The 23262-nt window shown below is 60.3% G+C and carries 19 protein-coding genes; 10 read left to right on the forward strand and 9 right to left on the reverse strand.

Annotated features, from left to right (window positions below; all coding sequences use genetic code 11):
* Window positions 1-5 precede the first annotated feature (5 nt).
* The 3 genes from HQ912_RS01510 (at window position 6) to nudK (ending at window position 3764) form a co-directional block, all read left to right on the forward strand.
* Entirely contained in the window at window positions 6-1526 is a 1521-nt protein-coding gene (locus tag HQ912_RS01510; RefSeq protein WP_076383167.1) for a tripartite tricarboxylate transporter permease, read from the forward strand.
* Window positions 1527-1647: 121 nt separating this feature from the next.
* Complete coding sequence (locus tag HQ912_RS01515; RefSeq protein ID WP_107323307.1) at window positions 1648-3075, forward strand: FAD-binding oxidoreductase; 1428 nt, start codon at window positions 1648-1650, stop codon at window positions 3073-3075.
* A 95-nt stretch (window positions 3076-3170) separates the two neighbouring features.
* Window positions 3171-3764 (forward strand): GDP-mannose pyrophosphatase NudK, encoded by a 594-nt coding sequence (gene nudK, locus HQ912_RS01520; protein ID WP_076383168.1) that lies wholly within the window; start codon window positions 3171-3173, stop codon window positions 3762-3764.
* 71 nt (window positions 3765-3835) lie between these two features.
* On the opposite strand, the gene HQ912_RS01525 is transcribed toward nudK, so the two are convergent.
* Window positions 3836-6049 (reverse strand): LTA synthase family protein, encoded by a 2214-nt coding sequence (locus tag HQ912_RS01525; RefSeq protein ID WP_173406367.1) that lies wholly within the window; start codon window positions 6047-6049, stop codon window positions 3836-3838.
* 280 nt (window positions 6050-6329) lie between these two features.
* On the opposite strand from HQ912_RS01525, the gene HQ912_RS01530 reads away from it, so the two are divergent.
* Together HQ912_RS01530 and HQ912_RS01535 are read left to right on the forward strand one after the other, a co-directional pair.
* Window positions 6330-7232: a LysR family transcriptional regulator gene (locus HQ912_RS01530; RefSeq protein ID WP_076383170.1), complete on the forward strand. Its 903-nt coding sequence runs from the start codon at window positions 6330-6332 to the stop codon at window positions 7230-7232.
* Window positions 7233-7357: 125 nt separating this feature from the next.
* Complete coding sequence (locus tag HQ912_RS01535) at window positions 7358-7984, forward strand: glutathione S-transferase family protein (protein WP_076383171.1); 627 nt, start codon at window positions 7358-7360, stop codon at window positions 7982-7984.
* A gap of 57 nt (window positions 7985-8041) precedes the next feature.
* On the opposite strand, the gene HQ912_RS01540 is transcribed toward HQ912_RS01535, so the two are convergent.
* From HQ912_RS01540 to HQ912_RS01575, 8 genes are read right to left on the reverse strand one after another with little or no spacing between them, the layout of a single operon-like run.
* On the reverse strand, window positions 8042-9172 hold the full coding sequence (locus HQ912_RS01540) for a glycosyltransferase family 4 protein (protein WP_047226659.1): 1131 nt from the start codon (window positions 9170-9172) through the stop codon (window positions 8042-8044).
* On the reverse strand, window positions 9173-10303 hold the full coding sequence (locus HQ912_RS01545; protein WP_076383173.1) for a glycosyltransferase family 4 protein: 1131 nt from the start codon (window positions 10301-10303) through the stop codon (window positions 9173-9175).
* The gene (locus HQ912_RS01550; protein ID WP_173406368.1) at window positions 10294-11661 is read right to left on the reverse strand and encodes a glycosyltransferase family 4 protein; all 1368 of its coding nucleotides are present in this window, start codon (window positions 11659-11661) and stop codon (window positions 10294-10296) included. The genes HQ912_RS01545 and HQ912_RS01550 overlap by 10 nt, the downstream gene beginning before the upstream one ends.
* Window positions 11658-12923: an ABC transporter ATP-binding protein gene (locus HQ912_RS01555; protein ID WP_173406369.1), complete on the reverse strand. Its 1266-nt coding sequence runs from the start codon at window positions 12921-12923 to the stop codon at window positions 11658-11660. The genes HQ912_RS01550 and HQ912_RS01555 overlap by 4 nt, the downstream gene beginning before the upstream one ends.
* Window positions 12923-13720 carry an ABC transporter permease gene (locus HQ912_RS01560; protein WP_047226663.1) on the reverse strand — a complete coding sequence of 266 codons (798 nt, stop codon included), beginning with the start codon at window positions 13718-13720 and terminating at the stop codon, window positions 12923-12925. Before HQ912_RS01560 ends, HQ912_RS01555 begins: the two co-directional genes overlap by 1 nt.
* Window positions 13720-15162 (reverse strand): mannose-1-phosphate guanylyltransferase/mannose-6-phosphate isomerase, encoded by a 1443-nt coding sequence (locus HQ912_RS01565; RefSeq protein ID WP_076383175.1) that lies wholly within the window; start codon window positions 15160-15162, stop codon window positions 13720-13722. Before HQ912_RS01565 ends, HQ912_RS01560 begins: the two co-directional genes overlap by 1 nt.
* Window positions 15163-15165: 3 nt before the next feature.
* On the reverse strand, window positions 15166-16134 hold the full coding sequence (gmd, locus tag HQ912_RS01570; protein WP_047226665.1) for a GDP-mannose 4,6-dehydratase: 969 nt from the start codon (window positions 16132-16134) through the stop codon (window positions 15166-15168).
* Window positions 16131-17045, reverse strand: coding sequence for a GDP-mannose 4,6-dehydratase (locus HQ912_RS01575; RefSeq protein WP_173406370.1), 915 nt, complete (start codon window positions 17043-17045; stop codon window positions 16131-16133). Before HQ912_RS01575 ends, gmd begins: the two co-directional genes overlap by 4 nt.
* Window positions 17046-17470: 425 nt before the next feature.
* Between HQ912_RS01575 and HQ912_RS01580 the strand changes: the two genes are divergently transcribed.
* From HQ912_RS01580 to HQ912_RS01600, 5 genes are read left to right on the forward strand one after another with little or no spacing between them, the layout of a single operon-like run.
* Window positions 17471-19066, forward strand: a complete 1596-nt coding sequence (locus HQ912_RS01580) for a glycosyltransferase (RefSeq protein ID WP_076383177.1) — start codon at window positions 17471-17473, stop codon at window positions 19064-19066.
* On the forward strand, window positions 19060-20352 hold the full coding sequence (locus HQ912_RS01585) for a glycosyltransferase (protein WP_107323165.1): 1293 nt from the start codon (window positions 19060-19062) through the stop codon (window positions 20350-20352). The genes HQ912_RS01580 and HQ912_RS01585 overlap by 7 nt, the downstream gene beginning before the upstream one ends.
* Window positions 20349-21224 (forward strand): bifunctional 2-polyprenyl-6-hydroxyphenol methylase/3-demethylubiquinol 3-O-methyltransferase UbiG, encoded by an 876-nt coding sequence (locus HQ912_RS01590; protein ID WP_173406371.1) that lies wholly within the window; start codon window positions 20349-20351, stop codon window positions 21222-21224. Before HQ912_RS01585 ends, HQ912_RS01590 begins: the two co-directional genes overlap by 4 nt.
* The gene (locus HQ912_RS01595) at window positions 21221-22375 is read left to right on the forward strand and encodes an acyltransferase family protein (protein WP_173406372.1); all 1155 of its coding nucleotides are present in this window, start codon (window positions 21221-21223) and stop codon (window positions 22373-22375) included. Before HQ912_RS01590 ends, HQ912_RS01595 begins: the two co-directional genes overlap by 4 nt.
* Window positions 22369-23184 carry a class I SAM-dependent methyltransferase gene (locus HQ912_RS01600; protein WP_076383181.1) on the forward strand — a complete coding sequence of 272 codons (816 nt, stop codon included), beginning with the start codon at window positions 22369-22371 and terminating at the stop codon, window positions 23182-23184. The genes HQ912_RS01595 and HQ912_RS01600 overlap by 7 nt, the downstream gene beginning before the upstream one ends.
* The last annotated feature ends 78 nt before the right edge of the window (window positions 23185-23262 follow it).

The raw sequence follows: 23262 nt of genomic DNA on the forward strand, positions 1-23262 counted from the left end.
CGGTGATGATTGAGCTCCTGCAACAAGGCTTCGGTGCCGTATTCTCGCCCTACGTATTTGTCCTGATCACCCTCGGCGTTGCAGTGGGGATCGTCTTTGGTGCGGTGCCCGGCCTTTCGGCCACCATGGCCATCGCCCTGTGCTTGCCGCTGACCTATTCGATGGGCCCGGCCACGGGTCTGTCACTGCTGGTTGCTCTGTTTGTCGGCGCCACCTCGGGGGGGCTGATTTCAGCGATATTGCTCAACATACCGGGTACGCCGGCCTCCATCGCCACGACGTTCGATGGTTCGCCGATGATGAAAAAGGGCCAGGGCGTCAAAGCCCTGGGCATTGGCGTGGTGTTCTCGTTCCTGGGCACGATTTTCAGCATTGCGGCGTTGATGTTTATCGCCCCGATCCTGGCGGACGTGGCCTTGAGTTTCGGTCCCCATGAATATTTCTCCATTGCCGTTTTTTCGCTGACCCTGATTGCCACACTGTCCACCGGTTCGCTGGTCAAAGGGCTGTTCGCCGGCGCCTTGGGCTTTGCCTTTTCAACCGTCGGGATCGCCCCGGTCGACGCCATTCGGCGTTTCACGTTCGACCTGCCGAGTCTTAACGGTGGCTTCGCCATGCTTACCGTCATGATCGGCATGTTTGCGGTCTCCGAAGTGCTGAAATTCGCCGAGAGCGCCCGCTCAAGCCACCGTGCCAAGCCACAGAACATCAGCATGAAAGGCGTGAAAGGGTTTGGTTTTTCCATCAAGGAGTTCATCAGCCAATTGCCGAACGCGACCCGCTCGGCGTTCATCGGCCTGGGCATCGGGATCCTGCCGGGCATCGGCGCTGGTACCTCGAACATTGTTTCCTACATCGCGGCAAAAAAGCGCTCAAAGCACCCGGAAGAATTCGGTAAAGGCTCCATCGAGGGCGTGGTTGCCAGTGAAACCGCGAACAACGCCGGTATTGGCGGTGCGATGATCCCGCTGCTGACCCTGGGTATTCCCGGAGACACCACCACGGCGGTGATGCTTGGCGGCTTCATGATTCACGGCATCCAGCCTGGCCCGCTGTTGTTCATCAGTCAGGGATCGCTGGTCTACACCATCTTTGCCGCGCTGATTCTGGCTTCGTTGCTGATGTTGGTGCTGGAGTTCTACGGACTGCGCATCTTCATCAAGTTGCTGGCGGTGCCCAAGCACATTCTGTTGCCGATCATCCTGGTGCTCTGCGTAGTCGGTGCGTTCGGCCTCAACAGCCGCATCTTCGACGTCTGGGCGGTGCTGCTGTTCGGCCTGATGGGCTATGGCTTCGTCAAAGGTGGACTGCCGATTGCGCCGTTCATCATTGGCTTCATCCTCGGCCCTATGGCTGAAACCAACCTGCGGCGCGGTCTGATGCTCTCGGATGGCAACTTCAGTGGTTTCCTCACCACGCCGATCTCGGCGGTCTTCCTGGCCCTCGCAGCGGCGTCTGTCTCCTGGCACCTGGTGACGGTGATCCGTCACAAGAAAAGTGCCGCCATTGAGCTGATGCGCAGCTAGTTCATCTCAATCGGTCGCTTCCACTGCTGCAACGCACGATGTGCGCTGCAGCAGCCGAATTCAAACGCCGGAGACAGTCATGCAAAACCTCAATTCTCTCTCTTCGGCCGATCTCGACCCGATGGCCTGGGAGACGTTGATCCAAAGCGTCGAGCAAGTGGTCGGCGCGGCGGGGCTGGTGCGTGATCCTGAACTTATGCACAGCTACCTGACTGACTGGCGTAACGCTTACCAAGGCCGGGCCGCACTGGTGGTGCGCCCGGCCACAACCGAAGAAGTGGCGGCGGTGGTGCGGCTTTGCCATGACGCCGGGGTTGCCTTGGTGCCGCAGGGCGGCAATACCGGATTGTGCGGCGGCTCGATCCCGGATTCGTCTGGTCGTCAGGTGGTGCTGTCCTTGACTCGGATGAAGCGCATCCGCGAAATCGACCTGGCCAATGAAACCATAACGGTCGAGGCCGGGGTGATTCTGCGGCAGTTGCAAGAAGCCGCTAGCCAGGCCGGTCGCTTGTTCCCGCTGTCACTGGGGGCCGAAGGCAGTTGCACGGTGGGCGGCAATCTGGCCACCAATGCCGGCGGCACGGCCGTGCTGCGTTACGGCAACATGCGCGAGCTGACCCTTGGGCTTGAGGTGGTATTGCCGGATGGACGTGTCTGGCACGGCTTGCGAGGTTTGCGCAAAGACAACACCGGCTACGACCTCAAGCATCTATTCATTGGCTCGGAAGGTACGCTTGGGATTATCACGGCGGCGGTACTCAAGTTGTTTCCGGCCACCCATAGCACGGCCACCGCTTGGGTCGCACTGCCCACGCCGCAGGCCGCGGTGGACTTGATCGGGCATGTTCGCAGCCTCTGCGCCGACCGTCTGACGGGCTTTGAGATGATGTCGCGCCAGAGCCTGGAGTTCGTCCTGGATCATGTGGCCGGTTGCAGTGACCCCTTGCAAGGGCCGCACCCGTGGTACGCCCTGATCGAATTGCGCGACACGGTGCCCGACGCACCTTTGGACCTGTTGCTGGAAAGCGGCCTGGGCCATGCATTTGAGACCGGGTGGGTGATCGATGCCGTGATCGCCAGCAACCAGACTCAGGCTGCGGCATTGTGGGCTCTGCGCGAAGGTATTTCCGAGGCGCAGAATCATGAAGGTCCAAGCCTCAAGCATGACATCAGCGTGCCCGTCAGCCAGATTCCGGCGTTCATCGAGCGTACCGATAGCGCCTTGCAACAGGCGTTTCCCGGCGTTCGCATTGTTTCTTACGGTCACATGGGTGATGGCAACCTGCACTACAACATCAGCAAGCCGCTGGGGCATGCCGATGCCCCGTTCAAGGCCCAGGAACAAGCGATCATGCAGGTCATCTACCAGATGACGAGCGCTTTCAATGGCAGCATCAGTGCCGAACATGGTCTGGGGCAAGCCAAGCCGGACGCGGCGGCCCATTTCAAGGATCCGCTGGAGATCGAGTTGATGCGTGCCATCAAGCGCACGCTGGATCCGACCGGGTTGATGAACCCCGGCAAGGTGTTTGCCACCGGGCTGGAGTGATCGATCCTGCCTCTGCTAGCCTGCCTCAACCATGGCAGGCCGTCGGCCTTTAGGGCCACTCTGCCGCTTTCAGACACTGGACATGGAACGGCTGAATGACACAGGCAAACACCAAAGATCGCGTGCGCATCAAGAAAGTCGAAGTGCTCTCGGACAACTGGTACGTGCTGCGCAAAACCACCTACGACTACCTCGGCCGCGATGGCCAGTGGCGCGAACTGGCCCGCGAGACCTACGATCGGGGCAACGGCGCGACCATCCTGCTGTACAGCAAGGCCAAGCAAACCGTGGTGCTGACCCGGCAGTTCCGCTTCCCGGCCTTCGTCAATGACCACGATGGTCTGTTGATCGAAACCTGTGCCGGCCTGCTGGATAACGACGACCCGCACACCTGCATCCGCAAGGAAACCCAAGAGGAAACCGGCTATATCGTCCAGGATGTACGCAAGGTGTTCGAGGCATTCATGAGCCCAGGGTCGGTGACAGAACGCCTGCATTTTTTCGTCGGCGAATACTTCGACGAAGATAAACAGCATGAGGGCGGCGGGCTGGAAGCCGAGGGCGAGGAGATCGAAGTGTTGGAGATGTCTCTCGACAAGGCGCTGGGCATGATCGAAACCGGGGATATCTGCGACGGCAAGACCATCATGCTGTTGCAGTACGCCAAGCTGCATGGGTTGCTGGATTAGCCTGCTTCATTGATCAATTCAGCCCAGGACGATGTAAGGCGCAGCGTAGGTCATTGGCTGCGCGATTTCATTCAACTGGACTGGGCGTCACTGTCTTCCTGGACGAGGTTCAGGTAATCCGAGGGTTCTGTCTGCTCCGGCAGTTCGGTCACGACACTGAAGTCACTGATTTCGATGGCGCCCACCCCGTGCCCCAGCAGATGGAAAGAGAAGGCCTTGCGGGGTTGCGGGTTATCGAAACGGATATTCATCACCAGCGGCTGTTCGGGCGTCACCGCCACTTCCGTCGGCAGGTCGATCGCTACATCCTGCTCGAACTCTTTGGCCTTGAGGGAAATATAGGCCGCATTGTCCGGACCCAGGGCGCGGATGGTCAGGCTGACGCGGGTCTGTGAGCCCTTGGGCATCTCCAGGTATTGGGCACCGATCAGGTTGTCGGTCCAGTCGTTGGTGATCTGGGCCGGAAGCGGGATTTGATCGGCGCTGCCAAACTGATAATGCTGGTTGAGCGGTGTATGGAGCAGGGTGCGGTCCAGGGCCGTGGCCCGTGCGCTGATCAACCTGGCCCGTTGACCGCTGTATTGCCCGCCGTAAGTGGCGCGCTCCGTGATGAAACCTTCGCTGGTGTAATAGCGGCAGCGCTGCAGGAAATCGCATTCGGTGAAAGTGCTCTTGCCATCGTGGTAGCGCAGCTTGCCGTTGGTGAACGACATGATTTCCCGGCCCGTTGCGTAGTCCCGGAACAACGAGCGACCGGACAATGACTTGGGCACTTTGAAACCGAAGTAATCGAGGACCGAGGCGCTCAGGTCCACATGACCGTAGACTCCCGACTTGACCTGGGGCAATGGCTCTGGTGCCAACGTCAGGTTGAAACCCCAGGATGACGCCAGGCGTACATCGTCGATGCCGTGGGATTCGTCCGAGGTGATGATCACCAGGGTGTCTTTCAGCACGCCTTGGCGTTCCAGCCCCGACATGAAGCTGTCCAGTGCGTCATCCAGGTAACCGACGGCCGCCTGCTTGGTGGTGTCGTAGCGTTGCAGGTAGTCATCCGGCGCTGAGTAGGGCTGGTGCGTGCCCACCGTCAGCAGCGTAAGCATCCAGGGCTTCTTTGCCTTTTGCAGTTGCCCGACGTAATCCAGCGCGCCCTCGAAGAATGTCTTGTCGTCCTTGCCCCAAGGGAATTCCAGATAGGCAGGTTTGATGAACCAGTCCATGCCCAGGGTGGTGTCGAAGCCGATGTGCGGCATGATCCGGTCCTTGGCCATGAACCGCAGGCCCGCACCTTGCAGGAAGTGCGTGGAGAACCCGTTGCGGCGCAACTGGGCCGGCAGGCAGGCCTGGTTGCGCCGGCTCAGGTTCAACATCTCGACGCCTTTGGGCGTGCCGTCGTCGAATTTGTCGTAGTCGCCACACAGCATCGAATACAGACCACGAATGGTCTGATGGTTGTGCAGGACGTAATCGGGTGTATTCATGCCGCGCTTGGCCCAGGCACTGAGGTGCGGCATCAGGTCCTCCTGATAGCTGCTTTTCAGGGCCTGACGGTTGACGCCCACGTAGGCGCCAGGAACGCCTTCCAGGGTGATGATCAGGACGTTGCGGGCCCGGCCCGGTGCAGGCAGGATTTTCTGGCCTTCAAGATCGAGCCGGGTAAGACCCTCCATGGGCGGGGCTTGAACCACTGCATCATCTTCAAGCCATAGCTGGGTACGATCCTGCCCGGCGGCAACGGCCGCCGTGACGAGTTGGTGGGGAAGATTGAACAGGTTCCATTGGTCTGCCTCACTGGGGCGCCAGGTTTGCACCACACTGTGGCTCAGCAAAAGCACTACCGGCAGCGCCCAGGCGTGGCGCGGCAAGCGAGGCGCCATATACAACCGGCGGGGCCATTGGACGATCAGCCAGACCATCAACGCGGCCAGTTGCACCCCTGCCAGCCAGGGATGGGCGAAGCCGCCGCTGGTGGAGTTTTCGACGAATTGCGGGTCGGTCAGGTAATGCAGGTCCGATGGGGTGGGCATGCGCCCGACAGCGCTGACCAGTTCGATGCTGGCCAGCGTCAGCATGCTCCAGATCAGCAAAATGGGTAATGCCACCCACCAGGGACGACGGTAAAGCAGCACGATCAGCAACCCGCCCATGCCCAGGTCAGACAGATAGCCCAGCGGATCGGACCATCCCAGCGAGAGGCGCAGGCCCATGGGGATGATTAATACACATCCGGCCAGGGCGATGAGAGGGGCAAGGGGGTGCGTGAAGCCGCGGTAAAAAACATTCACAAAAAGGGGCCTTCCGATGGACGCCAGTCAGGCACGCATCTTGTGGACACGGGCTTGCGAGCAAGCCCGTGTCCACAAGACCTACGCCATGGTTCGAGTCATTAAGTTGTCATGAAAGTATGCTCAATGGTACCAAGCATAGTCGCAATTGACCGGGTCGATGTGCCGATGCCCGATCGCGTTGCGCTGTGGTTCGCTGGCGCAGCCCCCTACAATGGCGGTGCGGCGCTGATTTGAGGTGCGCAGCCAACTTGTATCAAGGTTTCTCATCGGGGGATGAATGGACAGGTTTCAGGAAATGCAGGTTTTTGTCGCCGTGGCCCAGGACTCCGGTTTCTCGGCGGCGGCGCGACGCCTGGGCCTGTCGGCGGCCAGCGTCACACGCGCCGTGGCGGCGTTGGAGCAGCGTATCGGTACGCCCTTGCTGGTGCGCACCACCCGCAACGTATACCTGAGCGAAGCGGGTCAGCGCTTTCTCGAGGACTGCCGCCGAATTCTGGCTGACTTGCAGGAAGCCGAGGATTCAGCGGTCGGCAGTCACGCCCAGCCTCGCGGGCAATTGACGATTACCGCCCCGGTGCTGTTTGGTCAGTTGTTTGTCACGCCGGTGCTGGTCGATTACCTGCAGCAATTCCCCGAGGTGGGCATCAATGCCTTATTGCTGGACCGTATCGTCAGCATGGTCGAGGAGGGCATCGACATTGCCATACGCATTGGCGAGTTGCCCGACAGCAGCCAGCACGCGGTGCGTGTGGGTGAAGTACGACGGGTGGTTTGCGGTTCCCCTGATCTCTTCGCTCGCCATGGCCGACCCGCACACCCGCAGGATCTGGAGCACATGCCGGTAGTCGCCTCATCGGCCACCGGTCAGATCAGAAACTGGACGTTCATCGACGCAGGGCAACCGCTCTCTGTGCGACCCGCGCCCAGACTGGTGGTCACGGCCAACCAGGCCGCAATCACGGCGGCCTGTCAGGGGTTGGGGTTGACTCGGGTCTTGTCTTATCAGGTGGCGGGCAACGTTGCCAACGGGGAACTGGAGATCGTTCTGGCTGACTTCGAACTGCCGCCCCTGCCGATCCATGTGGTGTACCAAGGTGGACGCAAAGCGCCGGCGCGAGTACGCAGTTTTGTTGACTTTACCGTCCGTGCATTGCGTGAGCACCCGGACTTGAAAGGCTGAGACATTGTTTCGCTGTTTGAAACAATGGATTGCATATTCGGGTGATTCTCTAGTCTTCAGTCGAAGCGGAAGATGACCCCATCGACGCCGTTCTGCTGATGGCGTCACTTGCAACGGAGTCGACCATGAATCCCATCAAGCTTTATCACTTTCCGCTTTCCGGCCACGCGCATCGCGTTCAGTTGATGCTTTCCTTGCTCGGGTTGCCCGTCGAGGTGGTTTTTGTTGACCTGGCCAAAGGCGAACAAAAACAGGCAGATTTCCTGGCCATTAATGCCTTTGGCCAAGTCCCGGTCATTGACGATGACGGTATGGTGCTGGCCGATTCCAACGCCATCCTGGTGTACCTGGCAAGCAAGTATGGCAAGGGCCACTGGCTGCCAACGGATCCGGTCGGCGTCGCCCGGGTGCAGCGCTGGTTGTCGGTGGCGGCCGGGCCGCTCCATGCGGGGCCGGCCGCGGCGCGATTGATTACGGTATTCGGCGCGCCTTACAACGCAGAGGAGGTGATCGCCCGTTCCCACAGCCTGCTCAAGGTCATTGATCAACACTTGAGCAGCAGCGCGTATCTGACAGGTGACGTTGCGACGATTGCCGATGTTGCCGGCTACAGCTACATCGCCCATGCCCCGGAGGGCAATGTGTCGCTGGAAGACTACCCCCACGTACGTGCATGGCTGGGGCGGATCGAGGCCTTGCCCGGGTTCGTCGGTATGCCGCGTACGGTTGCCGGGTTGCAACAGCACGTCTGAAATGCACTGAGCCGCCTTGAGGCGAGGGGATTTATCCACTCGCCTCATCGGCGAGTGTTACGCGTAGGAAAGCGCCTTTTGCTCCAGCAACGCCTCATACAGTTGCAGCCATTTGCGGCCCATCTCCTCGGAGGTGAACAACTGCCGGTAACGCTCTTCGGCCCTGATGCCCATTTCCCTGGCCTGTGCCGGGTTGTCCCACAGGGTACGCATCGCTTCCCGGAAAGCTTCGGGGTTGCTGGGGGGCACCACCAGGCCGGTTTCATTGTGGATATTGATGTAGCTGGTGCCGGTGCCGATCTCGCTGGAAATCATCGGTTTACCATACATCGCGCCTTCGAGCAGGGAGATGCCAAACGCTTCAGAGCGCAGGTGTGAAGGGAACACGATGGCGTAGCTCAGCTCCAGCAATGCCACCTTGTCTTCATCGTCCAGGCGTCCGAGGAAGTGCAGGTTGCGCAGGCCCAGCGCCTGTGCCTGGGCATGAAGTTCTTTCTCCAGCGGGCCTGCACCGACGATGACCACCGGATAATCCACGCCTTTGAGGGCGTCGAGCAGAATGTGCAGGCCCTTGTAATAACGCATCACCCCCACGAACAGAAAGAAGCGCTCGCCCAATTTCGCCTTCCACTGCGCGATGCGTTCAGCGTCACGCTGTGGATAACTGGCTTTGTTCAAGCCATAGGTAATGATCTGGGTCTTATCGCGGTACTCCTTGAGCACGTCGCTGGTATGCACATAGTTAGGTGATGCCGCGACGATGCGATCCGCGCCGTTCAAGAAGCGTCGCATAAGGGGGCGATACAGTTTCAGCAGGTGCCGCTGACGCACGATGTCCGAATGGTAGGTGACCACATAGGGTTTTTTCAGGGCGCTGCAAAAATGCACCAGGTCCATGAATGGCCAGGGGAAGTGGTAGTTGATTACGTCTGCTTCGGCAGCCAGCTCGCGGAATTTCTTGAAAACACTGTAGGAAAACCCGGTGGAGGCCAGTTGGAAGTCCATCCGGGCCTGATGAACCTTATGCTGTCGGATGCTGATCGGACCCGGCGCTGGATCGTTGCTCAGCGTCAGCACGGTGTTATCGATGCCCAATCGGTCACTGCTGTCGCACAGCTGGAAAATAACCTGTTCGATGCCGCCCATGGAGTCAGGCAGATAGGTTTTGTAAAAGTGCAGGACTCGCATTCAACCTCCCAGAACCTGGCGATACGCCTGGGCGGTCACCTGTGCACACCGTTGCCAGGAAAAAAGCGCTGCTTGTTGCAACCCGGCTTCACGACACGCCTGCCAATGCAGGCGATCTTCGATCAACTGGCCCATGGCTTCGCGCATGCCTTGGGGATCGTCGGGGTCGCAATAATTGCCGGCCGCCCCGGCCACTTCCGGCATCGCCGAGCAGCGGGTGGTAATCACCGGGGTGCCGCTGGCCATGGCTTCGAGCACCGGCAGGCCAAAGCCTTCATAGCGCGACGGAAAAATCAGTGCACGTGCCCCTGCCAATAGCTGGGCAACCTGTTCGTCGGGCAAGTAGCCCGCGAGACAAACATGACCTCCGGCCAGGGCATTTTTCAACTCGTCGCTGAGTTGTGCGCGCTGCCATCCGCTCATTCCTACGATGAACAAAGGGAAAGTCTGACGGACGGATTCGGGTAGCCTGGCGTGGGCGCGCAGGGCCAGCGACAGGTTCTTGCGTGGCTCCAGGGTGCCGACACACAGAAAATATCGGCCCGCTTCCAGCCCATGGGCTTTGAGAACCCCATCGATGGCTTCGGGTTCGCGTGGATGGAAACGTGCAGCAGCCCCCAGCGGGGCGACTCTCAAGCGTTCCGCGCAAAGGCCGAAGTGTTCTCGGGCTTCATCGGCGATGAACTGCGAGTCCGTCAGAATCAGCTGCGACTGCTCTACCGCACGGCTGAGCCGACGCTCGATTTCCCTCAGTCGTGCCGGTGGTTGCGTCTCGGGGTAGCGCAGGTGCGTCAGGTCATGCAGCGTCATCACCGTCGGCCCTTCGAAGGCCAGGGGCCACAGGCTCGGTTCGTGATACAGGTCGATGGCGCGGGAACGGCCCTGATCGAAGCGTTTCTGTTCCAGCCAGCGCCGCGCCCGATAGGCCCCCGGTACTTGGCGCAGCAAAGGTGTAAGCCGCGAGTAACCTGGCGTGGCCGCTTGCGGCAACTGCGAGCTCCAGCCCCAGCCGTGGAACAATGACAGCTGTACATCCGGCTCCTGGGCCAGGGCAGTAGCCAGTTCCGCCACGTAATGGCCGATGCCGGTGCGTGGCGCCTGGAGAATCCGGGCGTTCAGAGCTATTCGCATGCGGTTTCCCTGTCGAGGATCACTTCATCGATGTGTCGCTCGATTCGCTCCACCAATTGCGCACTGGCCTGGCGCCAGCTCAGCCAGTGCCATTTATCGAGGGGACGACTGGCCGGGAAAACCCCGCTGTTTTCCATACCGGTCACCAGGTCTGCCAGGCTCTGGGGATCTTCGAGATTGAAATAGGCCATGAATTCACCGCCGATTTCTCGAAATACCTCAATGTCGCTGCCCATCGCCGGCAAGCCGCGTTGCATGGCCTCCACCAGCGGCAGACCAAAGCCTTCAACGTAGGAGGGGAACACCAGCGCAGTGGCATTTTGGTAAGCGTGTTCCAGGCTATGGTCCGAAAGATTGTTGAACATAAACAGGCGGCTGTTGAGTTGCGGGTGACGCTTTATGCGCTCGATCAAGTCCTCACATTTCCAGCCAATTTTTCCGACGATGCATAACCTTGCCTTTGAGCCGGCAGCCCAGGCGCGTTCGAACGCATCGAGCAGGTAAGCGTGGTTCTTGCGTGGTTCGATGGTGCTGACCATCAGGAACACTGGTTCGGGCTGGGTGAATACTCGCAGCAGTTTGCTGTCGATGGCGCTGGTGGCATCCACTAAATCCAGTTCACTGCCCAAGTGGAAATAGTCGAACCAACGTTCACTGACCTGCTGTTCGCCAACGCGCTGCTCCATCTCCAGCCGAACCTGATCACGGATGGTGCTGGAGATCGCGATGTAACCGTCAGCGGTGCGGGCAATCCAGTCGAACCAATGATTGAATACCTTGACCAGGCCGGCGTCGCAGAACTGCGGATGGGTCAGGGGAATCAGGTCGTAGATCACCGATACAATCCCGACCCCATCGCGCTTGAGCTGTTCGGCCAGAGGAAAGAAATCGGCGTGCCAGGAAGAGTCCAGCAACACCAGCTGATCGCCGGGCCGGTGCTGCAATGGTACGCAGCGCGTCGGGACGTGCTGGCGTTTGAGCAAGCGATCGAGCACCCGGATCGGAATGCTCAGAAAGCCCAGGGCAAACAACCGGCAGCCGAAGTACAACACCTGGCGCGCCCATCGCGATTGGCTGAAGGGGCGTCGCCGTTCGAGCGTTCGATGCCTGAGCCAGAACAGGCTGGCGAATTGCTCCAGCCGTACCCGCAGGCTGACCAGATCCAGCCCCCTGGAGGGCAACGGGGCGAGGCTCTTCACTTCGTACAACTTGCCCCGCAGTATCACAACGGGGATGCATTCGTGCTCTGCCTCTCTGGCCGGCAGTTCGCGGATAACGTTGCGCACTACTCGCTGAATCCCGGAATTGGCTCTGGGATGTTCATACACGTAGGTGCATTCCATCAGCAGGCGAGTCATGGCAGTTCCTTTTGCGTCAGTTCCTCAACCGCTGGTAATGCCGTGCGCTGGATGCTGGTGCGGGCCTGCAGCCACGAACAGCCAACGAAATCTTCCTGGCGATTGTTGATGACGTGGAACACCAGCCCGTAGTCGCGCCATTCGAAGTTGCGGTCCAGGTGCGAATCCAGTCGGGACAGGCTCAGCGCGACAGAGTAATTGCCCTTGCCCAGGCGCATGTCGAAACTGAAACGGAAGGTGACGTGTTCGCCGGCCTTGAGGTCGGTCACGGCTTTATCCTGGCGATGGGTGTTGATGCCGTACATGGGCTGGCCGAGGCGGTCCTTGATCAGGAAACCCAGCACCAGCCGCTCGATGTCCTGGCGGATTTCGACCCGCACCTGCAACACCATCGGCTGGCCGATTTCGGCCACTTCCACCGGCTGGCCCTGACTGTTCAACAGCTGTACATCAACAATGCCGGCCTCGCCGGTGCCGGAGATGGTACGGACCTGGCCGTTGGCGAGCATTTCCTGGCGGACGATCTGGCCCTCGCGCTGGGCCAGCATTGCGTTGTAATAATCCATCACCTCTTCCGGCTTGCCGCGCATGGCCATGCGCCCGTGCTCCAGCAGGATGGCGGTGTCGCAGATCGACTGAATCGCCGAGCGGTCGTGGGACACGATCAGCAGCGTCGTACCGGCCTTGCGAAAACTGCGGATGCGCTCAAAGCTTTTATGCTGGAAGTAGGCGTCACCCACCGACAGGGCTTCATCGACGATCAGGATATCCGGGCGGCGGGCCGTGGCGACGCTGAAGGCCAGGCGCATTTGCATGCCACTGGAATAGGTGCGTACCGGCTGGTCGATGGCCGCGCCGATTTCGGCAAAACCTTCGATCTGCGGCATCAACGATTCGATTTCCTCCACCTGCATGCCCAGCAACTGCCCGGCCATGAAAGCGTTCTGGCGGCCGGTGAAGTCCGGGTGGAACCCCATGCCCAGCTCCAGCAACGCCGCGACGCGGCCACGCAATTGAATGTGGCCGCAGGTGGGTTGGGTGGTGCCGGTGATCATTTTGAGCAACGTGCTTTTGCCCGCGCCGTTGACCCCGACGATGCCGACGGCTTCACCGGGCTGGATCTCGAAATCGACGCCCTGCAGGACCCAGTGCAATTGATGACGCGGGCGGGAAAAGGGAATCAGCCATTCGAACAACCGGCTCCAACGGTTCGGATACTGCTTGTAGGCCTTGCCCAGGCCACTGACGCGTAAATGCCCCATCAGAGTTCATCCACCATTTCACCGCCGCGGCGTCGAAACATCCGCAAACCGGTGACGCACATCAGTAGGCCGATGACCAACAGCGGTGTCAGCGAACTCCAGACCGGCCACTGGTTGTAGAGAAACAGATTCTGGTAACTCTGCATCAGCGCTGTCATGGGGTTGAGGGCCAGCAGTTGCTGGATCGACGGCGGAAGGATGGTCATCGGGTAAACAATGGGCGTCAGCCAGAACCAGAATTGCAGGCAAATGCCGAACAGTTGCCCGACATCGCGAAAGAACACATTGAGAATCCCCAGCAACATGCCCAGCCCGGCGGCGAACATCACCTGCAGGGCCAGCAATGGCACCAGCGCCAGCAACGTCATCCCTGGCCAGCGGCCGGTGATCAACAGGAAACCGAGAAAAAGGCCGAGGATGATCGCGAAGTTGATCCCGGCGTTGAACAGCACAATCACCGGCAGGCAGATCCTGGGAAAGCTGATCTTCTTCAGCAGATTGGCGTTTTCCAGAAACATGCCCTGACTGCGGGTCGTGATCTCGGCGAAGAACCCCCAGGTCAGCAGCCCAGCGCAGAGGTAAACGCTGTAGGCCATGCCATCGTCCACCCCCGGCAGGCGGGCGCGCATGATGTGGGAAAAAATCACGGTGTAGACGAGGATCATCGACAGCGGGTTGAGCACGGTCCACAACGCGCCGAACAAAGAGTTGCGATAACGCGCCTGGAATTCGCGCTTGACGCTGCCGAGGACAAAACCGCGGTAGCTCCACAGCGCACGGTGCAAGGTCAGCAACATCAGACGGCCCTGCCGTAGTGATCCTCGAAGCGCACGATGTCGTCTTCTCCCAGGTACTCACCGCTCTGGACTTCGATGATCACCAGGTCGATGACACCGGGGTTCTCCAGCCGATGGCGGTGCCCGGCGGGGATGAACGTCGATTCGTTCTTGGCCACCAGATGAGCCTCCGAGCCATTGTTGGTGACCTTGGCCATGCCTTCGACGACCACCCAATGTTCGTTGCGATGATGATGCATTTGCAGGGACAGCGCCGCGCCTGGCTTGACCACGATGCGCTTGATCTTGAAGCGCGGGCCTTGTTCCAGCACGGTGTAGCTGCCCCATGGACGGCTGACCGTGCGATGCAGGCGATAGGCTTCGTGTTCCTTGTCCTTGAGCTGGCGCGCGACGCGGCGCACATCCTGGGCCCGGTCGGAATGGGCGACGAGGATGGCGTCGGCGGTGTCGATGATGATCAGGTTTTCCACACCCAGCGCGGCCACCAACCGTCCCTCACTCTGGACATAGTTGTTCTGGCTGTCGATGAACAACGCCTCACCGCTGACGCGGTTGTTCTGTGCATCGGCGGGCACCAGATCGGCGACGGCACTCCAGGAGCCGATGTCGCTCCAGTCGAATGCGGCAGGGACCACCACCACATTACTGGAGCGCTCCATCAAGGCGTAGTCGATGGAGATGTCCGGCATTTCGGAAAAATGCGCGGCGGACAGTTCCTGTTGTACGCAACCTGATGTCTCCACGGCCGTGCTCGCGGCTATGCAGGCGCGAGCCTGTTCCAGCAACGCCGGGGCGTGGTTCTGCAATTCCGCCAACAGGGTTTTGACTGAAAAACAGAACATGCCCGAGTTCCACAGGAAACGGCCGCTTTCCAGATAGTGTGTTGCGGTTTGCAGGTCGGGTTTTTCGACGAAGCGCACGACCTTGGCAGCGCCCTGGGTATCCAGGGGTTTACCCCGTTCTATATAACCGAAGCCGGTTTCGGGTGTCGTGGGCAGTACACCGAAGGTCACCAGATAACCGCTTTTGGCCAGTTGCGTGGCATGCTCCACGCTAGCCTTGAAGGCCGCCTCGTTCTGGATCAGGTGGTCTGCGGGCATCACCATCAGGATGGCATCGTCACCGTGCAGGGCTTGCACCGCGAGCGTCGCCGTAGCGATGGCCGGCGCGGTGTTGCGGCCTGTCGGTTCAAGTACGAAATGGCCGCGATGGCGTGCCAGATGTGCGCTTTGGTAGTGGTCGCGGCTCTGAAAGTAATACTCGCGATTGGTCACGGTAACGATGTCGCCGCGGCCGTCGAACAACCCGGCGGCGCGTCGGTAGGTCTTGCTCAGCAGCGACTGGCCGTCAGGCAGGATCATGAAGGGTTTGGGATGGCCCTCGCGGGACATCGGCCACAACCTCGTGCCGGCACCGCCGGAGAGAATCATGGGAATCAGCATGGCCTACTCCTTGGCGACGCGTTTCATGTCCGCATCCATCATCATGCGGATCAGGGTGTCGAGGTCGGTCCGGGGTTTCCAGCCAAGAACCCGTTGGGCCTTGGCCGGGTTGCCGAGCAACACGTCCACCTCAGCCGGGCGGAAAAACGCCGGGTCGATCTTCACGAAGTCACGGTAGTCCAGGCCCACATGCTCGAAGGCTATCCTGCACATCTCGCGCACAGTGGTGGTCACGCCTGTGGCAACCACGTAATCGTCGGGTTTGTCCTGTTGCAACATCAGCCACATGGCTTCGACATAATCGCCGGCAAAACCCCAGTCGCGCTTGGTGTCGATATTGCCCAGGCGTAACTCCTGCTGTTTGCCTTGCTTGATGCGCGCAGCAGCGTCGGTGACTTTGCGCGTCACGAATTCGATGCCGCGCAGGGGCGATTCATGATTGAAAAGAATGCCGCTGCTGGCGTGCAGACCGAAGCTTTCGCGGTAATTGACGGTGATCCAGTGGCCGTACAGTTTCGCCACGCCATAGGGGCTGCGTGGGTAGAACGGGGTGTGCTCATCTTGCTGCTCGGCCTGGATAAGGCCAAACATTTCGCTGGTGGACGCCTGGTAGAAACGGGTTTGAGGGCTGAACTGGCGAATGCCTTCGAGCAGGTGGGTCACCCCGAGGCCATCGACGATTCCCGTGGTCACCGGCTGGTTCCAGGAAGCGGCGACGAAACTCTGCGCGGCCAGGTTATACACCTCGTCCGGCGCTGACTTGATCACGGCGCGTTGTACCGAGCAGGCATCGGCCATGTCGCCGTCCAGGTAAACAATGTCGTTCTCGATCCCGGTCTCGCGTAGCCGCCAGCGCGAATCGCTGCTTCGCCGGGCTACCAGGCCATGGACTTTGTAACCCTTGTCGAGCAGTAACTTGGCCAGATACGCGCCGTCCTGGCCGGTGATCCCTGTGATCAATGCACTTTTCATTCTTGTTGTACCCGTATCTCCCAGTCGGACAGGATCGCCCGCAAGGATTGTTGTGTTGTTGTTTCAGGCGTCCATCCCGTGGCCTGGCGTAGCTTGGCAGGGCTACCGCAGACGCGACGCTGTTCTGCGCGGCGAAGACGCGCAGGGTCCTGGATCAATTGCACATCGACCTGGGCGATGTCGCCCAATTGTTCGATCAGGCTGCGAATGCTTTGCTCGTGACCCGAGCAGATGTTGTAGGTCTGCCCCGGCGCGCCGTGATCCAGCAACGCCAGGTAGGCTGAAATCACATCGTCTACGTCAAGAAAGTCGCGGGTGACATCGATATCGCCCACTTGCAACTGGGCCGATTGCAGGCCCAGCTTGATGCGGCTGATCTGCCGGGCCGCGCTGGCGATGACGAAGCTGTCTTTCTGACCGGTGCCGATGTGGTTGAAAGGGCGGGCTACCAGTACCGGCCAGCCTTCGCTCATGCCCCATTGCAGGCTCAGCAGTTCGGCTGACAGCTTGCTGACGGCATAGGGGTTGCGCGGGGCAGGGGCGTGCAGTTCGGTAATGGGGAGCTGGGTTTCATTGACCTGGCCATACACATCACCAGAGCTGACATACAGAAATGTTCCGGTGAACCCCCGGGCCTTGAGGGCCTGGAGAAGATTCAAGGTGCCAAGCAGGTTGATTTGCAGGGTGCGGGCCGGATCTCGAAAGGCTTCGGGAACGAATGTCTGGCCTGCCAGGTGGATCACGGCATCGGGGATCTCGGGCCAGAGACCTTCCAGGGATCTACCGTCTGTCAGGTCATAACGGCTTGGGACGGACATCACCTGCCAACTGGAATTGGGGGCATCCAGGCGAGATTTGATGTGGCGTCCTACGAAACCGCCGAGGCCTGTTACGAACAGACGTTTTTTCAAGCACCAGCCCTCTCGATGCAAACTTCGTCTGGTGCGGATCTGAGTAGGATATTTCCGTAAGTTCGGAGAAACCCAGTTGAAAGTCAGCCCAGATGAAGCGTTTGTTGTAGTTGTTTGGTTGCCAATCTGTGCCAATTTCGAAGCAATTTCAACCATGTAAATCGTGACCGGTCAGTTCTCATATTTATAGCCGGTTTATTCTCATTCGCCTGTTCACGAACCCTTGGTTGATGTGGTTAGAATGCCCCTTGTCACGATCCCTGCGATGTCGATTTCAAGTCGAACCACGGGGCAAGGGCCACTAAAAACAAGAACGAGACGGGTACGCAGACAATCGACGAGCAACGGCCTCCTGGCCGGGCCGGTTCGTGAGTCGACCGTCATGAGGTGGAGTCGCCGGGATGGCCGCTCCATGATGGGATGCCATGAATTTCATTCTTTACTCGGACGTAAACGATCACTCCATCAGCCAGAGCCTCGGCCGCCCTGAGTACAGTTATTACTTCGTGCTCAAGGCTTATCGCCCCGTGCTGGAAAGCCTGGGCCGGGTGCATGTGGTGTCATCGGTCGCCGAGGTCGATCCGCTCTATCAAACGTTGCAGCAGGCGGGGCAGGACTGTCTGTTTCTCTCGTTTTCACCTCCCCACAAGACGCCCGTCGATCTGTTGTGCCCCATGGTCTGCGTGGTGGCCTGGGAGTTCGACTCGATCCCGGCCGAGCACTGGGATGACGACCTGCGCCATGACTGGAGCCGCACGCTGGCGCGCCATGGCCGGGTGATTACCCTGTCCAGCCACACGGCCGAGGCGATCCGTCGTACGTTGGGCGAGGATTTCCCGGTGCTGGTCTTGCCCACGCCGCTGTGGGAACGCTTCGCTGCGGTTCGTGAGCAATATCCCATCACACCGGTCAATCCGGGCACGCTCCTGCAGATCAAGGGCTGCATCATCGACAGCCGCCCCCTTGGGCTGTCGGCAGATGGCTTGATCGCTCCGCTTGCCGAAGGGGCATCGGGGAGGGCGTCCAGCGAACCTGCGGCCCTGACGTGGCGGCGCCGCGCTTTCATCTCCCGGCATTACCTGCGCGAAGTGCTGCGCGCCTTGACCGCAAAGGCTACCCAAGGGCCGTTGTGGCTGATCAAGCACAATCTGTTGTGCTGGTATCGCGAAGCGGTTCGCGACCTGGTGCCAGTGCCGGTGCGCATTTTGGTGAGCCGACTGATGAGAGGCCCGACGCGGCCTGTGCCAGGTGTCGTCGAGTCCACTCCAGAGTCGGCGTCACCGGAACATCCCCAAGCGGTGCTGCCGGATACCCATCGGGTGGTGGAAACCCAAGTCAGCGGGGTGGTCTATGTCAGCGTGTTCAACCCCGATGACGGTCGCAAGAACTGGCATCACTTGATCACGGCATTTTGTTGGGCGCTGCGGGACGTCGAGGACGCCACGCTGGTGCTGAAAATGACCCAGAACGACCTGTCGACCTACTACGTCGAGTTGCTCACGCTGCTGTCCCAGCTATCGCCGTTCAGCTGTCGGGTAGTGGTGATGCATGGCTATTTGGAGGACGAACAATTCGCCCGGTTGTACGGTGCGGCGAGTTTTTACGTCAATGCTTCGCGCTGCGAAGGCTTGTGCCTGCCGCTGATGGAGTTCATGTCTTGCGCGCGCCCGGCCATCGCGCCGGACCACACGGCGATGCGTGACTACATCGATAGCGAGGTGGCCTTTATCGTCAAATCCAGCCATGAACCCACCATCTGGCCGGAAGATTCGCGCATTTTGTACCGCACCCTGCGCCATCGGCCCGACTGGGGATCGCTGAAACTTGCTTACCAACAGAGCTACGCCATGGCCCGGCATCAGCCGCAGGCCTACCAGGCCATGGCGGTGGCGGCGAATGAGCGCATGCGTCGCTATTGCGGTTTTACCCCGGTGCAGCAGCGCCTGGTGGATTTCCTGGCCCCGCAAGGCCGTGCCGAGAATGCGCCGCTGCTGGCCCAGGTGGGCTCCACATCATGCTGATCATCGTTTATTCGGAAACCAATCAGAGCAACATTCTGGCGAACCTCGGCAAACCCGAATACAGCTATTACTTCGTGCTCAAGGAGTTTCGCCCGGTACTGGAGCGGCTGGGACACGTCATTGAAGTGACCCGGCCGGAAGAAGAAGTCGATCAGCTATATGCCGATTGCCTGGGGCGCGGCGAGGATTGTGTCTTCCTGTCCTTTTCCCCGCCCCATCGCACAGATGCCCACTACGCCTGCCCGACGATTCCCGTCTTCGCCTGGGAGTTCAGCACCATTCCAACCGAAAGCTGGCAGGGTGAGCCGCGGCACGACTGGCGAGTGGTCCTTGGCGCGACCGGCATGGCGATTACCCATTCCAGCTTCACCGTCCACGCCGTGCGGGAGGTAATGGGGGCGGACTTCCCCATCGTTGCCATTGCCGCTCCGGTATGGGACCGGTTTTACGCGCGCGGTGCGGTGCTGGCCCAGCGACCTACGGTCGATCACATGCGCCTGCAGTTGCGCGGGCTGTTGATCGACAGCCGCACCGTCGACCTGCGGCCCTACGGCCCGCCAGCGCACCAGGCCGGTACGGCGCTGGTTTTTGATGCGCCGGCCCAGGATTGCGAGCTGCTTCTGGACGGAGTGGTGTATACGTCGGTCTTCAACCCTTACGATGGACGCAAGAACTGGAAGGACATGATAAGCGCATTTTGCGCGACGTTCCGCGACGTTCCTGACGCAACGCTGGTACTCAAGCTGACCCACCACGACGTCACCGCCGCTCTCAACGACATGCTGCACCATGTCTACAAGAACCAGTCATACCGTTGCCGCATCGTGCTGATCCACGGTTACCTGGCGGACGCGGACTACGAGCGGTTGGTGGAGGCCACTCGCTATGTGGTCAACTGCTCTTACGGCGAAGGCCAATGCTTGCCCCTGATGGAGTTCATGTCCTGCGGCCGGCCGGCGATTGCACCCGTGAACACGGCGATGGCCGATTACATCGACCACGACAATGCCTTCGTCGTCGAGTGCACCGAGGAACTGACTGCCTGGCCCCACGACCCGCGTGCAGCGTTTCGAACCCTGCGCTATGTCACCGATTGGGACTCGCTGTGCTCGGCCTATCGCGCCAGCTACGACGTGGCCAAAAACGACCCCGAGCGTTATCGCCGCATGTCGGCCCATGCCGTGCGCAGTCTGGAAACATTCTGCAGCCAGGCCAACGCCGAGCAGCGTCTGCGGGTGTTTTTTGAACAGGTATTGGAGCGTCGCCGGAACGCGCAGCAGCCATGATCGGGCGGTTGCTGGCGTGGCTCAGGCCGCCCGTCGTACCTGCCGCGCTGCCATCGACTGGCGCCGTGTCGCCCCGTGACGTGGGCCTCTACGATGCAATGCTCGACGGCTGGTTTCTCAACGACAGCGGCGAGCTGCTCAAAGGCTTTGCTATCACCGCCCAGGACACCTTGTTGGACGTTGGTTGCGGGGAGGGCGTGGCGACCTTGTTTGCAGTACGCCAAGGCGCTTCAGTGATTTTTACCGACAGCGAGCACGACAAGGTGCGCAGCCTGGCCCGTCAGGTCGAGGCCCAGACCCGCGCGCCGTTTCTGGGTCTGGTCAGCAATAGCCTGCCGCTGCCGCTGGCCGATGGCTGCGCTGACAAAATCGTGTGCATGGAAGTGCTCGAGCATGTCGACCAACCCGAGCCGTTCTTGGCCGAACTGGTGCGCATGGGCCGGCCAGGGGCGCAGTACCTGCTCAGCGTGCCGGCCCCGGTGGGCGAGCATTTACAGCAGGGCATCGCACCGCCGGGTTACTTCCAGTCTCCCAACCATGTGCAGATTTTCAGTGCCGAACGATTCGCTGCATTGGTGGAGGACGCGGGGCTGGTCATCGAGCATCGCCAGGCCAGCGGCTTTTTCTGGGTCATGGGCATGATTTTTTTCTGGGCCAGCGAACGCGCGGCCGGACGAGCCCTCGAGGGGGCGGTGCGTGACCGGATCCAGGCGCCTTATCCGCCGCTGATGGAGAGCTGGGCGAGTCTCTGGCAGGGCGTGCTGACACGACCCGATGGCCTGGCGATCAAGCAGGTCCTCGATCAATTCATGCCCAAGAGCCAAGTCATCATTGCCCGCAAACCTGATCCTGCCACCCGGAGCTCAGCATGAGCAGCAAGCGAATCATGGACATCGAGTTGTTGCGCGCCGTTGCGGTGATGGGCGTGTTGTTTCATCACGTACAAGGCATGCCGTTTCCCGGCGGATGGCCGCGTCTGTCGGCTCTTTCCGGTAGCTTCCAACTATGGTGGGGCGTGGATCTGTTCTTCGCGATATCGGGCTTTGTCATTGGCCGCAGTCTGATCCCGCAACTGCGCGGTTGTGACAATTCTCGGCAGTTCTGGGCCACCGCCCGCGAATTCTGGATTCGCCGGGCGTTTCGCCTGCTGCCGTCGGCGTGGCTCTGGTTGCTGCTGATGCTGCTGGCTGCGTTGTTTTTTAATCGTTCCGGTGCGTTTGGCAGTGTGCAAGCCAACGTACAGGCGACCCTGGCCGGTTTTCTGCAATTCGCCAATTTGCGTTTTGCCGATGCATTCATGCGGTATGAATATGGTGCGAGCTTTGTTTACTGGACGCTCTCGCTGGAAGAGCAGTTCTATTTGATTCTGCCGCTGCTGGTGTTCGTCTCGCGCCGGTATCTGGTCTGGGTGTTGCTGGCGGTGGTGCTGGTACAGTTTTTCACCTGGCGTGCGGTATGGCTCTCGGTGATCCGCACCGACGCCCTGGCCCTCGGCGTGCTGCTGTCGATCTGGAGCTGGCGGCACGGGTACGGGCGGTTCGAGCCCAAGTGGCTGCGCTGGCCCGGAGCGGGGATGTTGCTGATCGTCGTTTTGGGGGGCGTGATGGCGTGGATTGCCACTGAACACTTCAATCTGTCGTTCTACCGTCTTGGGGTCATCGCGCTGCTCAGTGCCGTGCTGGTATGGGTGGCCTCCTATGACCGGGACTATCTGCTGCCTCGCAGCCCTTTGAAAACCGCGTTGACCTGGGTTGGCAGCCGCTCCTACGGGATTTATCTGATCCACATCCCGGTGTTTTTCCTGCTGCGCGAGCTGTGGTTTCGTTTCGCCCCGTTGGGGTCGCCGGACGTGGCGAGTGATCCCTGGCTGGCCCTTGCCTGTGCCTTGACGCTGATCGGGCTGTTGAGCGAACTCAACTACCGGATGGTTGAAATGCCCATGCGCCAGCGCGGAACTCAACTGGTTGAACGCCTGCGTGCCGCCCGTCCCGTCCTTCCCGTCTCTGGAGCCCCTTCATGCTGAGCCTTTTGAAGAAACTCACCACGGGTACGCCCGCGCCCGCAACACCAGCGGCCGACAAGGTCGATCCCTATATGCTCGGGCTGCACGATGCGATGCTCAGCGGCTGGTTCAATCAGCAAACCGGAGAGCTGTTCAGCGGTTTCCCGGTTGCGCCTGAGGACACATTGCTGGACGTTGGCTGCGGCGACGGTGGCAACGTGCATTTTTGTGGCATGCGCGGGGCGAAGATCATCATCGCCGACATCGACGCGGCCAAGGTCGAGGCCACCCGTCAGCGCTTGAGCGACACTCCGGCGCGTGACGTCGAATGCCATGTGACCGACTGCAACCCGCTGCCCATTGCCGATGGTACGGTCACCCGCGTGGTGTCCACGGAAGTTATTGAGCATGTCGACGACCCGGCGCAGTTTCTCGCCGAGCTGGTCCGGGTCGGCCGGCCCGGCGCGCTGTACCTGTTGAGCGTGCCGCACCCCAGCTCCGAAGATCTGCAAAAAGACATCGCCGCGCCGGAGTATTTCCAGAAGCCCAACCACATTCGCATCATCAGTGAAGAGCAGTTCAAGGCGATGGTCAGCGAGGCCGGGCTGGAGGTGTTGAGCCACAGCCAGTACGGTTTCTACTGGTCGATGTGGATGCTGTTGTTCTGGGAAGCGAAAGTCGATTTCAGCAATGCCGACCACCCGTTGCTCAACCATTGGGCCGACACCTGGCAAGCGGTGCTCAATTCGCCACGCGGCGCGCAGATCAAGCAGGCGCTGGACGCGGTGGTGGCCAAGAGTCAGGTGATTATTGCGCGTAAGCCTGGATGACAGGGACTGAGGATGAATTCATTTGTGGCTGGCGCGGGAGGGGTTAATCTGCCAGCCTTTTTTGGGTGCTGAAACTCC

This window comes from Pseudomonas sp. MPDS (assembly GCF_013283895.1).
In the GTDB taxonomy this organism is placed as follows: domain Bacteria; phylum Pseudomonadota; class Gammaproteobacteria; order Pseudomonadales; family Pseudomonadaceae; genus Aquipseudomonas; species Aquipseudomonas rhizophila.